Source organism: Mucilaginibacter sp. P1_A3 (genome assembly GCF_056406855.1).
In genome coordinates this window covers 84,057-96,973 of sequence record NZ_JBFTZJ010000008.1, presented here as the reverse complement: position 1 = coordinate 96,973, position 12,917 = coordinate 84,057, and the positions used below count along the sequence as shown (strand labels likewise).

At 39.6% G+C, this 12,917-nt stretch carries 13 protein-coding genes; 6 read left to right on the top strand and 7 right to left on the bottom strand.

Annotated elements, in window-relative coordinates; genetic code table 11:
- Positions 1-177 precede the first annotated feature (177 nt).
- Both rimM and AC1D0K_RS17905 read right to left on the bottom strand, forming a co-directional pair.
- Entirely contained in the window at positions 178-705 is a 528-nt protein-coding gene (gene rimM, locus AC1D0K_RS17910; protein ID WP_477390879.1) for a ribosome maturation factor RimM, read from the bottom strand.
- Positions 706-848: 143 nt separating this feature from the next.
- Positions 849-1,376 carry a 30S ribosomal protein S16 gene (locus tag AC1D0K_RS17905; RefSeq protein ID WP_295721057.1) on the bottom strand — a complete coding sequence of 176 codons (528 nt, stop codon included), beginning with the start codon at positions 1,374-1,376 and terminating at the stop codon, positions 849-851.
- A 144-nt stretch (positions 1,377-1,520) separates the two neighbouring features.
- On the opposite strand from AC1D0K_RS17905, the gene AC1D0K_RS17900 reads away from it, so the two are divergent.
- Positions 1,521-2,063, top strand: coding sequence for a 5' nucleotidase, NT5C type (locus AC1D0K_RS17900; protein WP_477390877.1), 543 nt, complete (start codon positions 1,521-1,523; stop codon positions 2,061-2,063).
- Between the two features lie 141 nt (positions 2,064-2,204).
- On the opposite strand, the gene pfkA is transcribed toward AC1D0K_RS17900, so the two are convergent.
- The 4 genes from pfkA to AC1D0K_RS17880 form a co-directional block, all read right to left on the bottom strand.
- Positions 2,205-3,182, bottom strand: coding sequence for a 6-phosphofructokinase (gene pfkA / locus AC1D0K_RS17895; protein WP_295721059.1), 978 nt, complete (start codon positions 3,180-3,182; stop codon positions 2,205-2,207).
- A 144-nt stretch (positions 3,183-3,326) separates the two neighbouring features.
- Complete coding sequence (locus AC1D0K_RS17890; protein WP_477390874.1) at positions 3,327-5,063, bottom strand: protein-disulfide reductase DsbD family protein; 1,737 nt, start codon at positions 5,061-5,063, stop codon at positions 3,327-3,329.
- A gap of 21 nt (positions 5,064-5,084) precedes the next feature.
- Positions 5,085-5,537, bottom strand: a complete 453-nt coding sequence (locus tag AC1D0K_RS17885; protein ID WP_295721061.1) for a protein-disulfide reductase DsbD N-terminal domain-containing protein — start codon at positions 5,535-5,537, stop codon at positions 5,085-5,087.
- 3 nt (positions 5,538-5,540) lie between these two features.
- Positions 5,541-6,311: a biotin--[acetyl-CoA-carboxylase] ligase gene (locus AC1D0K_RS17880; RefSeq protein WP_477390871.1), complete on the bottom strand. Its 771-nt coding sequence runs from the start codon at positions 6,309-6,311 to the stop codon at positions 5,541-5,543.
- A 47-nt stretch (positions 6,312-6,358) separates the two neighbouring features.
- Between AC1D0K_RS17880 and rsfS the strand changes: the two genes are divergently transcribed.
- The 3 genes from rsfS (at position 6,359) to AC1D0K_RS17865 (ending at position 9,639) form a co-directional block, all read left to right on the top strand.
- Positions 6,359-6,733: a ribosome silencing factor gene (gene rsfS / locus AC1D0K_RS17875; protein WP_477390869.1), complete on the top strand. Its 375-nt coding sequence runs from the start codon at positions 6,359-6,361 to the stop codon at positions 6,731-6,733.
- A gap of 89 nt (positions 6,734-6,822) precedes the next feature.
- Positions 6,823-8,931 carry an ATP-dependent zinc metalloprotease FtsH gene (gene ftsH, locus AC1D0K_RS17870; protein WP_477390867.1) on the top strand — a complete coding sequence of 703 codons (2,109 nt, stop codon included), beginning with the start codon at positions 6,823-6,825 and terminating at the stop codon, positions 8,929-8,931.
- Positions 8,932-8,988: 57 nt separating this feature from the next.
- Complete coding sequence (locus AC1D0K_RS17865) at positions 8,989-9,639, top strand: LutC/YkgG family protein (protein WP_295721065.1); 651 nt, start codon at positions 8,989-8,991, stop codon at positions 9,637-9,639.
- 34 nt (positions 9,640-9,673) lie between these two features.
- Here AC1D0K_RS17865 and AC1D0K_RS17860 read toward each other — a convergent pair whose 3' ends face one another.
- A complete protein-coding gene (locus AC1D0K_RS17860) occupies positions 9,674-10,759 on the bottom strand; it encodes a metallophosphoesterase (RefSeq protein ID WP_477390865.1) in 1,086 nt (361 codons plus the stop codon).
- A gap of 83 nt (positions 10,760-10,842) precedes the next feature.
- Here AC1D0K_RS17860 and AC1D0K_RS17855 point away from each other — a divergent pair, with 83 nt between their 5' ends.
- Positions 10,843-11,199 (top strand): hypothetical protein, encoded by a 357-nt coding sequence (locus AC1D0K_RS17855; RefSeq protein ID WP_295721067.1) that lies wholly within the window; start codon positions 10,843-10,845, stop codon positions 11,197-11,199.
- Between the two features lie 1,051 nt (positions 11,200-12,250).
- Entirely contained in the window at positions 12,251-12,667 is a 417-nt protein-coding gene (locus tag AC1D0K_RS17850; RefSeq protein ID WP_477390862.1) for a hypothetical protein, read from the top strand.
- The last annotated feature ends 250 nt before the right edge of the window (positions 12,668-12,917 follow it).

The window sequence follows — 12,917 nt, the reverse complement described above, 5'->3', positions numbered from 1 at the left end:
GTTTCGCAAAAATTTGCCTATTATACAGGAAGGGGTATGCCGTTTAAAAGATTTGTCATCCTGAACGATAGTGAAGGATCTAATCGCAGACTTTACAGGGCGAAGAAGCCCGGCGAATAGCAGAGCCTTCACTATCGTTCAGGATGACAAAAGGTTTTACCCCGGCTGATACTATTTTTAGTCTTCTAAATAAACGTCCAATAAACCCTCAGGTAAATCGATGTAGATTTCTCCGGCCTCGATATCAATTCCTTTAATTATTTCTAAATTAAGCGGGAACAGAACTTCTTTGTTTTTGTATTGAACAGTAGCTATCAACTGCTGCGGGTATTCCTGCACCTGGATGATCTCACCCAGTTCGCCATGGGTTTCATCAATGGCGATGAAACCTTCCACATCATTCAGGGTGAACTCTGCTTTTTTCTTTTTGGGTTTCAGCTTATTGGGTAAGTATATATCCCTTTTTACCATCAGGGCAGCTTTTTCAATGGTATCCACATCCTCCAAAAACAAATAAGCATTGCTTTTTTGAAGGTATTTAATGGATTGCACAAAATATGGAATCATTTTGCCAGCCATATCAATAAAAACGGCATCAAACTTAATGGCATCAAGGTTGTCAAAATCTACATAGATCTGCATTTCACCTTTCAGCCCTTTGGTTTTTAATATACTGCCAACCCTGAAACAATCTTCGGTCTTCATAAAAAAATCGTTATTAAACAATAATGGCGAAGAACCTATTGTGAGGTTGCTTCGCCATTGTAGAGAATCAAGATGTAAGAATCAAAACCGAAGCTTTACAGCTATATGGATTCCCGATTCTTATTTCTTGCTTCTTTAATGAATTATTCTGCGCTATCAGCATCAGCAGCCGGAGCTTCTTCGTCAGCAGGAGCTTCAACTTCTTCGGCAACAGGAGCATTTTTAGCAGCAATTGCAGCAGCTTTTTCTTCCTTCTTTTTAGCCTCAGCAGCCAAAGCAGCTTGACGTGCTTCGTCTTTTGCAGATGTTAAGCTGGTTTTTTTACCGGTGATTTTTCCTTCTTTCAGATCAGTCCACTCAGCAAATTTTGCTGCAGCTTGTTCTTCAGTTAAAGCACCTTTTTTTACACCACCTTCTAAGTGTTTTTTGTACAATACACCTTTGTATGAAAGGATAGCACGACAAGTATCAGTAGGCTGGGCACCTGTGTTAACCCACTCTAAAGTTTTGTCGAAATTAATGTCTATAGTTGCAGGATTGGTGTTTGGGTTGTATGAACCTAAACGCTCAATAAAACGACCGTCGCGAGGAGCGCGGGCATCTGCTACTACGATGTAGTAAAAAGGTTTTCCTTTTTTACCGTGTCTTTGCAGTCTGATCTTAGTTGCCATTTCTTTATTTTATGTATTCAACATGTCCCCGGAGTTCTTTCTGCGGGGATGCAAAGGTATAAATTATTCTTAACAATTTAAAAGCCTTGCAATTAATTATTATTTGGTTGTTGTTTCAATAAAAAAAATTGCAATTTGAGCCGCATGAGCATCATCAGGAAACCACGCATCGCAATTGATATGGATGAGGTATTGGCGGATACCATTGATAAATTCATCGAACTATATAAAGAGCGCCACCAAACAGAGGTGTTACTGGCCGATATGCATGGCAAGGAGTTTGGAGAAACACTGCCGCCGCATCTCATTAGTTCTGTAAGAGAGTACGTTAACGAGAAAGGTTTTTTTCGGGATCTGAAAGTGATGCCGGGTAGCCAGGAAGTGGTAAAAGCCCTTATGGAAAAATATGATGTTTATATAGCTTCTGCAGCAATGGAGTTTAAATATTCGCTTGAGGATAAGCACGAATGGCTGGAAGAGCATTTTCCATTTATATCATGGACCAATATTATTTTTTGCGGCCATAAAGTACTGGATGTGGATATCATGATTGATGACCGGATAAAAAACTTTGTTACTTTCAAAGGGCGAAAACTGCTGTATACATCGCCGCACAATTTATTGGTAGATGGTTTTGAAAGGGTTAATAACTGGCAGGACATCGCCGCCAAATTATTAGATGTATAGCGTTTAACCGTTTTGCCTTTTTATAGTTTAACGGGCCGTTTGATTGTGAATAATGCTTTTACGGGTTAAACACAAAAAGACAGGCTCACTTGGATAAAAAAGAAAAGGGCTCTGTTATAATCAGAGCCCTTTTCTTTTTATTTACATTGATAGAATTTCCACCAACTTTAACAGGTTGGGGTTAATGTCTACATGGTGTTTAATGGCGTGTTCAAAAGGAGTGTAAGCAATTTCGTTGTGGATTATGCCAATCATTTCATTGCGATGGCCATCTCTTAATGCTTCAACTGCAGCAGCGCCTACGCGGCTTGCCAATACTCTATCCATACAGCTTGGTGCACCACCGCGTTGGATGTGGCCCAATATGGATATACGGGTGTCATAATTAGGGAACCGTTCCTGTACCAGGCGACCAACTTCAAACGCGCCACCGGCTTCTTCACCTTCGGCAACTATTACTATCCTGGACGTTTTATCTTTACGGCCGTTTTGGAGGCGGTTAAATAAGCCTTCCATGCCACCCTTGCTTTCCGGAATCAAAATGGCTTCGGCGCCGGCTGCGATGCCTGTACGCAAAGCAATAAGCCCCGAGTCGCGGCCCATTACTTCAATAATGAATAATCTATCGTGTGATTCTGCTGTATCCCGGATCTTATCCACCGCTTCAACAACTGTATTAATAGCTGTATCGTAACCTATGGTGAAATCGGTACCCATCAAATCATTATCAATAGTGCCCGGCAGGCCAATGATAGGTATATCGTACTCTGCTCCAAATACTTTAGCGCCGGTAAATGTACCATCGCCGCCAATACCTATAAGGGCATCAACATTATGTTTTTTTAACTGTTCAAAGGCTTGTTGACGACCTTCGGCCGATCTGAAATTATCGCAGCGTGCGGTTTTTAAAATAGTACCCCCGCGTTGTATGATGTTTGAAACCGATTTGCGGTTCATAGGTATAAAATCGCCCCTGGTCATTCCTTCATAACCACGACGGATGCCTGTAACATCAATACCATAATATATAGCTGTACGTACAACCGCCCTAATGGCAGCGTTCATCCCCGGGGAGTCTCCACCTGAAGTATAAAGTCCGATATTTTTAATCTGCGTCATTTTTTATCCTGATATGGTTGGCTTAACCCTACCTTAAAAAATTGAATAATTTAATTAGTGTTGTTAAAAACTTGCCGGTATATAAAAAACGCGGCAAACTTTTAAAAGTTGCCGCGAATTTACACTTAATTTTTATATGCCGTGTTACTTTTTGTAAGCCGCGATGCCGCTATCTAAAAATTTAAGATACCTATCTATATGGTAATCGGCATTATAATGTGGTAAAGCTGTTCCGTTTTTATCAGTCATTTCCTTGCCATCGCTATCAAGAATTACATATAACGGCTGCGAATTTGAGTTGAAGCGGCTTGCTTCCAATTCGCTCCATTTGTCGCCAATGGAAGTTATCTTTTTAAAATTGTAAGTTGATGTATACTGATCTTTAATATCTAAGGCTGCTTTATCATCTACCACAAGCTGTAAAAGGATAAAGTCGTTCTGTAGTTTTTTAAATACCACCGGGTCCGACCATACGTTGGCTTCCATATTGCGGCAATTAACACAGGCAAAGCCCGTAAAATCAATCAATATTGGTTTGTGCAGCTCTTTTGAAACCTGTAGTGCCTGGTCATAATCATACCAGGGCGCCAGGCCTTTTATTGCAAGGGCCGAATAGTTTGCCGCGTATTTTCGTTCTTTGCCGTCCTGGGTTGCTGTTGTTGCCGTAGCGCCGCCCCCCGGTATTGGCGAAAGATCAAAGTCTTGTGTGCCTATTGGTGGTAAAAAGGCCCCAATAGATTTGAGCGGAGCGCCCCACAACCCCGGAATCATATAAACAACGAATGCAAATGCAATTATTGATAAAAATAACCTTGGGATAGATAGATACGGTGTATCACTATCATGCGAAAATTTAATTTTGCCCAACAGGTAAAGCCCTATCATTAAACCAATAACTATCCAAAGGGATAAAAATACTTCCCTGTCAAACCAATGCCAATGATAGGCCAGGTCAACGTTCGATAAGAATTTTAGAGCGAAAGCGAGTTCAAGGAATCCCAAAACAACCTTCACGCTATTAAGCCAGCCGCCAGATTTTGGCAGGCTTTTAAGAGCCGAAGGAAACAAGGCAAATATTGTAAATGGCAGGGCCAACGCGAGCGAAAATCCAAACATTCCCATTGCTGGTCCAAGCCTGTCGCCTTTTGAAGCTGCATCAACCAGTAAAGTACCAATTATTGGCCCGGTACACGAAAATGAAACCACTACAAGGGTTGATGCCATGAAGAAGATACCGGTAAGGCCCCCTTTGTCAGAATTTTCATCCAGCTTATTGGCTAATGAGCTGGGTAGGGTAATTTCAAACGCGCCCAGAAATGATATCCCAAATACAATGAGCAGCAGGAAGAAAAAGATATTAAATATACCGTTAGTAGCCAACTCATTAAGTGCGCTTGATCCAAAAATGATAGAGATCAGCAAGCCAAGCGTTACATAAATTACAATTATAGATACACCATAAATAAGTGACTGCATGATGGCCTTGCTTCGGCTGCCGCTCTTTTTGGTAAAAAAGCTTACAGTTAATGGCAACAGCGGATAAATGCAGGGCAGAATAACCGCGGTAAAGCCGCCGATAAGCCCCTCAATAAATATCTGCCAAAGTGTTTTGGCTTTCTCGGGCTTTGGCGCGTCATGCTTAACAACAGGTTTGGCAGCTTCCACCTTGGCAGCAGAGTCGGCTGCTTTTTTCCTGATAGCGATACTATCGGCAGCAGTTGGTATGTTGGTAAACAGGATATCGCCGGTTGATACTGTTGTATCCTTGCCTCCTTTTTGAGCCGCATAAACAGGCTTTGGAGCGTTTATGCCAAATATAATGAGTAAGGTTACTACAGCTATAGATGTAGGCAACCAGTTGATCTTGCTAAATATTTTCATTGATGTACCAGGGGGAAGTGTTTATTTGCCTAATGGGATGGTAAAGTCAACATCTTCTGGTGGCAGGCATTTTTTATCGTTACAGGTCATGTATGTTAGTTTGCCTGTTACATTGGTTGCCGCAGCCGATTTAAGGCTGATTTTTTGCTGAAAAACAACCTCCTTTTCAAAATAACTAACATTCATGTTGAAAGCTTTCTCAAACTTAGATATAGGAGTTGGTTCGGCGGTTTTGCCGTTTGTGGCGTAAAGCTTTGATGGGGCAAACTCAAAAGAGGTTTTTATAGGGCCGCCATCGCCAACATTAAGGGAGTAAATATGCCAGCCCGGTTGTATAGTCGCTTTTAAAAATACAATAGCCTCTTTGCTATTTAGTTTTTTAGCTGCATATGACCACCTTACCGGCGATTCAATCTGTGCATAGGCTCCGGCGCAAATAACCAGCGCCACAATCATCAACAATAATTTTTTCATTTATTACTTATTTAAAAATTCAATTTGTTTTAAACTAAACTCATGTTGGCCGCTATTATTTTCAACAACAAGCAAACCCTCATCTTTTACATTAATTATGGTTCCTTTAAAAACCTCACCGTTTGACCGAAAATCCTTTGCCTCGTTTAACCAGTATAGTCGGTTTAAATAGGTGTTCCTTACAAAAGAAAACTTACCGGCCTTTAAGTTAAGGTAGTAAGCCTCAATGTGACCGCAAATTTCAGATAATAAAGCTCGTAAATCATAATCTTTATGTAAGATTTGTTTTACAGAAATAGCATTACCGGCCCCGGGTTCAAAACTTTCCTGGTTTATGTTGAGGCCAATGCCAATTATGGCACTTTTTATTTTGTCGCTTTGCAAGTTAGTTTCTATTAAAATACCGCCAAGCTTACGGTCTTCATAATAAATGTCGTTTGGCCATTTTATTTTTAATTTATCGCCAAGCATCGGTTTAAAGGCCTCATAAACGCCCAGGCTTACCACACGTGTAAGGTCAAACTGCTTAGAAACGGGTAAAAATGAGGGCGTTAGCAATATGCTGAACGTAAGGTTTTTGCCCGGCTCACTGTGCCATTTGTTTTGCTGCTGGCCCCGGCCGGCATATTGGCTTTCTGCCATAATGACCGTACCTTCGGGCAATGGCTTGGAATTTGACAGTAATGTTTTAAGGAAAGTGTTGGTTGAATCAACTTCTTTAATTGTTACCAAATTTTGACCAACAAATAATCCCGAAAATATGTTATTTTGCAAAGTGTAATAATTTTTAACCCAAAAACGTTCAAAACTAATTCTTTTTGATGGTAAAAAATAAAAAGGTAAATCAATCAACCTATATTTCTGAATTGGCTATACATGGTATACAGGAAAAAAAGGGAAATGAAATAGTAAGGTTAGACCTTCGTAACTTAAATAGTTCGGTAACAGATTACTTTGTAGTTTGCCATGCCGACTCAACCACACAGGTTAAAGCTATAGCGAATAGCGTTGAAGACGAAATTTTTAAAGCTACCCAACAAGAGCCATGGCGCAAGGAAGGGCTGGAATATGGCGAATGGATACTGCTTGACTATGTGGATGTTGTGGTTCACATTTTCAGAACCGACAAGCGCGAGTTTTATGGCGTTGAGGAATTATGGGGGGATGCAGAAATTAAATATTACAAAAGCGCTTAATTGCTGGTCACATAAAGGCCCGTGGAAGCGTCATGCTAATAATTATGTATTTTAAATTATAGATATTAAGTTTGGCTCGTAACAAAGAAATGAAAGATAATAAAGATAATAAATCAGAAAGTCCGAAACCGATAAGGAAGATTCTAAATAAAAAAACAACTCCTAAACCACCTAAGTTTAACATTATGTGGATTTATGGTATTATTGTTTTGGCGTTCCTGTTGGCGTCTACCTTGTTAGGCGGAGATAATGGTGCGCGAATCACCTATCAGGATTTTGAAACTAACATGCTGAAGCAGCATGATGTTGACAGAATAATTGCCTACAAAAGCGGTGATTTGATAATTGCCGAGGTTTATATTAAGAAGGAAAGCTTGAGTAAACAACGTTATGTTTCTGATAGTGGAAAACAACAGCATTTATTTAGCGCTTCAAACAATGGTCCTCAGTATACTTTTACTGATGATTCATACGAGAGCTTAAAGAAATCTATTGCCGCTGTAGAAAGTACAGATCCTACCGCTCCTAAAATTTCGGTTGAGCTTCAACAGGGTCGCGAAAGCCTTTTATCTAACTGGTTAGTACAGGGAGTTATTATGGTGATCTTGTTTGCTGCTGTTTGGATATTCATTATGCGCCGTATGTCTGGTGGTTCAGGCGGTGGCCCGGGCGGACAGATTTTCAACATTGGTAAATCAAAAGCTACCCTGTTTGATAAAGAAGCTCAGGTTTCGGTTACATTTAACGATGTTGCCGGTCTTGAGGAAGCCAAACAAGAGGTAATGGAGATTGTAGATTTCCTGAAAAACCCTAAAAAGTATACCAATCTGGGTGGTAAAATACCTAAAGGCGCATTGCTGGTAGGCTCACCTGGTACAGGTAAAACCTTATTGGCTAAAGCTGTGGCTGGTGAAGCGCAGGTACCGTTCTTCTCCCTTTCGGGTTCAGATTTTGTGGAGATGTTTGTAGGGGTGGGTGCATCACGTGTTCGTGATTTATTCCGCCAGGCTAAAGATAAAGCCCCTTGTATCATATTTATTGATGAGATTGATGCCATTGGCCGTGCCCGTGGTAAAAACAATATTGTTGGTGGTAATGATGAGCGCGAAAATACATTGAACCAGTTATTGGTTGAGATGGATGGTTTCGGTACCGATTCTGGTATAATTATTCTTGCTGCAACCAACCGTCCGGATGTATTGGATTCTGCATTGTTGCGCCCGGGACGTTTTGACAGACAGGTATCAATTGATAAACCGGATTTGATAGGCCGTGAGCAGATCTTTAAGGTTCACTTGAAGCCTATTAAGCTTAATGAAGGTGTTGATGCTAAAAAATTATCGGCACAAACACCAGGTTTTGCAGGTGCCGAGATTGCCAATGTTTGTAACGAGGCTGCCCTGATTGCCGCCCGTAAAAATAAAGAATCGGTAGATATGACCGATTTCCAGGATGCCATTGACCGTGTGATTGGTGGTTTGGAGAAAAAGAACAAAATCATATCACCCGAAGAAAAACGTATTGTAGCTTACCACGAAGCGGGCCATGCTATTGCAGGCTGGTTCCTGGAACATGCCGATCCGTTGGTTAAAGTATCTATAGTGCCAAGGGGTGTAGCAGCATTGGGTTATGCTCAATATCTGCCAAAAGAGCAGTTTTTGTACACTACCGAGCAATTGTTAGATGAAATGAGTGTTTCTATGGGTGGCCGGGTTGCTGAAGACATCGTTTTTGGAAAAATTTCGACCGGAGCCTTAAGCGATTTGGAACGCATTACCAAGCTTGCTTATGCCATGACAAAAATTTATGGTATGAATGGCAATGTAGGTAACGTATCATTCTATGATCCGCAGGGAGAGTACCAGTTTAACAAACCATATTCAGATACAACTGCTGAAATGATTGACAACGAAGTACGTAAACTGGTTGATGAGGTTTATCAAAAAACCAAAGGATTGTTGAACGAAAAACGCGAAGGTTTAGAGAAAATAGCTCAAAAACTGTTAGAAAAAGAGGTTCTGTTCCAAAGCGATCTGGAAGAGATATTAGGAAAACGCCCATTTGACGAACGAACCACTTATGATAAATTTGTAAATGGTGAGGCTGCTATGAATCCTGATGTTGATAACAACGCTATCCCTGAAACGGTAACCAATCCTGAGTTATCAAGGATTGACGGGCAGGATCCAAAAGTTTAATAAAAACAACATTATAAAAAAGCCATCAGCCAAGCTGGTGGCTTTCCTTTTTTTACTATGAGGGATATCACTACATCAAAAGAAAAACTGCTTAAAAAGATCCGGAAAGCGCTGCTGGAAAAAAGGGACAATCCGTACCCTCAACTGGAAGACCTGCCACTTTACGCAAACGATGAGGAGATACCCGAAGTTGTTTTTGCAGAGCAATTTACTGCTGTTAACGGGCAGTTTATTTTTTGCGAAGATGAAATGCAATTCATAGAAACACTACTTACCCTGGCCGAAGAAAGAAACTGGCGTAAAATATATTGCTGGGAGCCCGGCTTACAGGAAATACTCACCCGTTTTGAATATCCGTTTTACGAAACCGACAAAGATTTTGACCAGGCCGACGTTGGCTTTACTTTTTGCGAAGCTTTAATAGCACGTAATGGGAGTATTTTGCTGTCAAATGGTAATATGGCCGGCAGGCGGTTAAGCATCTATCCTCCTGTACATATTGTGCTGGCTTACACATCACAAATGGTAATGGATATTAAAGATGGGTTCAAGCTCCTTAAAAGTAAATATGGTAATCAATTGCCATCTATGATCAGCAACGTAACCGGCCCAAGCCGCACAGCCGATATTGAGAAAACTCTGGTACTTGGCGCACATGGCCCAAAAGAGTTGTTTGTGTTTTTATTGGATGACTCTCAGGAAGGGTAAACCAGCGGCTTAAGGTCTATTTAAATTCACTAACCTAAATCAACTCATCGAGTTTACATTCCTCCAAAACAATCCGGTTACTTTTCTTTTTATCATCGTACTCCCATTTTATTAATCGTATAAAACCGTCTGCAATCTCGATGCCGGTTATATCTCCATCATCAAAGCAACAGCAGCCGCTGTTAAAATAATAAGGTTTATAGGCACTAAAATCGGGTACTATATCGCCCTTTAAATTCCTGTTGGTTATTTGTTTTTCAATTTCGGCAACTGCAGCTGTGTGGTTGGTTCTTTTTGCCCTTGCCATTTCATCATATAACCTTTCAAGGTGAGTGAGGGATTTGAAAACCGGCTGGTGGGTATGGCCGGTAATGAGCAGGGTGTTATTTCGCTCTGCAGCCCATTCATACATGATCCGGTTGTGATCGGTTTTTAGCTGATCATTGTTGGCCGGTGTATTGAGGTTAATCTTCAGATAGGCCTGGAATGGCGCCCAGATGTCTGATACAAACCATTTACTAAACCAGTTGCCGTCACTTTGCAAATCACCCTGGTGGCCGTGAGTAAGGTATATATTTAGCGGTTTTTCATTTACACTGGTTTGTAATATTGCACCCTCATAAATTTTTACCAGCTGTCCGTATACTTGCAGCAAGCCAACTCCGGCCAGTGGGTCGTTACCCCAATAAAGATCATGATTGCCAAATATTTTGAGGAAAGCATTGCGGTTTATAAAGTGCTTTTCGCTTTCAAAAGTAGCTTTGTTGTGCTTTTTTATGGTGATGAAAAGGTTTTCCCAAAGCTCTTCACTATCGCCCAGGTTAATATAAAAGAATTGTTGTTCTTCGTAATAGTTAAGCGCTGTAAGATAATTTTTCTCGGCAAGGGCAAAAATATCCATGTCATCTCGCGCGCCTTTATGCTGATCAGAAAAGATGATAAATTTATCTTTAAGGGAATCAAAGGGAATTACCAGCCCTTTTTTTCCTGGTTTGGTAATGATGTTTTTATATAGGCGGCTTAAGGCCTTGTCAACCCGTTTCTTATCGGGTCTTGACGATAGTCTGTCGGCAAGTTTGGCTACAGGTTGGGTTAATAGTTTTTGCAAAAATTTGCGCATGGATTTTTAACAGAAGATAAAACTTTTTGTGTTATAATTGAGTAAAAGTGCGTGGTCATTTTTTTAACTAATCCCGATTAAATATGAAGACTATTGATTTAACTATTGCGAAACAAATGGTAGAACGGTATGAAACTACCCGGAAAAAACTGATTGATGGTACCTATAGCATTAATGATACCAAATCAATCTGGTTTGATGTTGCTGCATTTAAAGATTTTGTGAACAATCTGCCGGCAGAAACAACAGGCGTAAGGGTTTACCTGGCCGCTTACGATGAAAAAGAGCCTGAGGCCCCTTCTCAAACAACCGCTATCTTTATTGGAACGGTGAATAACGGAAGTGGTGATACAGATGCACTTTCTGATGGCAGTGTCCTTGCTAATGGTTTAGAGGCTGTTAATGGAGGGAAGTTATGCCCGCCGATTTGCTCCTGTTAATTGATAAAAGGACATAGCATTCAATTATTGATGATATTAAAAAAGTATTTAAGGATGAGCTATTTTAGCATTTATATTTAAAAGATCATCAATAATTGAATGTTATATAACCTTTATTTCATATCTCTAATAATAGCTTTTTTAATTTGCCTATACACTTATAAGCAGCTTGATAGAAACTTTAGATGGTTTCGCTGGTACCTGCCCTTTGTAATTTGTGTTGAGGTTGCCAGTATGCGCGGCTTACTTATAATCAATCATACCAACTCCTGGTGCAACAACAATATTTCATTAATGGAGTTTATCCTTTTTACTTATTTAATAACCTCTTTTAACGAAGAGGCTTTGTATAAAAAGAAGGTATACATATTCGCGGGCATTATAATCCTGATTTCGCTTATTGATATGATTTTTATCCAGGGAATTTGGAGGTTGAATACCATAGCCCTAATATTGCAGGAATTGTTCGTTTTAACCTTAATTTGTATTTATTACTATAACTTATTGAAAGAAGCTAGGGAGCATCTGGTACTTTTAAAGCATCCACCGTTTTTGGCGGCAACAGGGTTGCTTTTTTATTTTCTTTCGAATTCGGCTTATTATTCCTGTTATAGCTATATGGCTTATAAGAATAACTATCATTTTCTTATCCTGGCACAAACTATTCCCGGGCTTTCAAACCTGTTGCTTAATTCACTTTTAATATCAGCATTTTTATGCTTTCCAAAAATAAAGAAGTCAGTGGCATTCTCCCAATATTAACTTTTGCGCAATAGCATTTATATTTAAAAGGCCATCAATGTTGACGTTATACTACATCTACCTTATATCCTTGCCGATTACATTTGGTTTTAGCCTGCATGCTTACAAAAAAATGGACAGCAATTTTAAATGGTTTGTTCCATTTTTTGCATTTGTAATTGTTTATGAATTTGCGAATCTGTTAAACTGGCTGATGATTAATCATACCAATTCCTGGTGCAGTAACATCGAAGAAATAATAGAGTTTATCCTTTATACTTATTTAATGACGTCGCTTGTAAAAAGAGTATTGTATAAAAAAAAAGTATACACACTTGCTACTATAGTAATACTGCTTTCCTTGATTGATATGGCATTTATTCAGGGAATTTGGAGGTTGAATACCATGGCAATTGTATTGCAGGCTTTATTTATTTTAAGTTTAATTTGTATTTACTATTACAATTTGTTGGAAGAGGCAGAGGAGGGTTTGGTTCTTCTAAAGCATCCACCGTTTTTAGTTGCTACAGGCTTGCTTTTTTATTTTCTTTCAAAGAGTGTTTTTATGTCATGCTTTAGCTTTATGATTTATAAAAACAATTATCATTTTTATATTTTGGCGGCCACTATTCCAGGGCTTTCAAACCTGTTGCTCAACTCAATTTTAATTTACGCCTTTTTATGCTTTTCAAAGACAAAGAAGTCAGCGGCACTGTCCCAATATTAGCTTTTGCGTAATAGTATTTATATTTAAAAGGTCATCAATGCTGACATTATACTACATCTACCTTATATCCTTGCCGATAACATTTGCTTTTAGCCTGTACGCTTACAAAAAAATGGACAGCAATTTTAAATGGTTTGTACCCTATTTTGGGTGTGTAAGTGTTTATGAATTTGCGAATCTGTTTAACTTGCTGATGATTAATCATACAGACTCCTGGTGCGCTAACATCATGGAATTAATAGATTTTATT

Coding starts and splice junctions, on each gene's coding strand:
- AC1D0K_RS17865 (WP_295721065.1), top strand. CDS start 8,989: ATGAGGGATATCACTACATCAAAAGAAAAACTGCTTAAAAAGATCCGG.
- AC1D0K_RS17855 (WP_295721067.1), top strand. CDS start 10,843: ATGAAGACTATTGATTTAACTATTGCGAAACAAATGGTAGAACGGTAT.
- rsfS (WP_477390869.1), top strand. CDS start 6,359: ATGGTAAAAAATAAAAAGGTAAATCAATCAACCTATATTTCTGAATTG.
- AC1D0K_RS17885 (WP_295721061.1), bottom strand. CDS start 5,537: ATGAAAAAATTATTGTTGATGATTGTGGCGCTGGTTATTTGCGCCGGA.
- rimM (WP_477390879.1), bottom strand. CDS start 705: ATGAAGACCGAAGATTGTTTCAGGGTTGGCAGTATATTAAAAACCAAA.
- AC1D0K_RS17860 (WP_477390865.1), bottom strand. CDS start 10,759: ATGCGCAAATTTTTGCAAAAACTATTAACCCAACCTGTAGCCAAACTT.
- pfkA (WP_295721059.1), bottom strand. CDS start 3,182: ATGACGCAGATTAAAAATATCGGACTTTATACTTCAGGTGGAGACTCC.
- AC1D0K_RS17905 (WP_295721057.1), bottom strand. CDS start 1,376: ATGGCAACTAAGATCAGACTGCAAAGACACGGTAAAAAAGGAAAACCT.
- AC1D0K_RS17890 (WP_477390874.1), bottom strand. CDS start 5,063: ATGAAAATATTTAGCAAGATCAACTGGTTGCCTACATCTATAGCTGTA.
- AC1D0K_RS17900 (WP_477390877.1), top strand. CDS start 1,521: ATGAGCATCATCAGGAAACCACGCATCGCAATTGATATGGATGAGGTA.
- ftsH (WP_477390867.1), top strand. CDS start 6,823: ATGAAAGATAATAAAGATAATAAATCAGAAAGTCCGAAACCGATAAGG.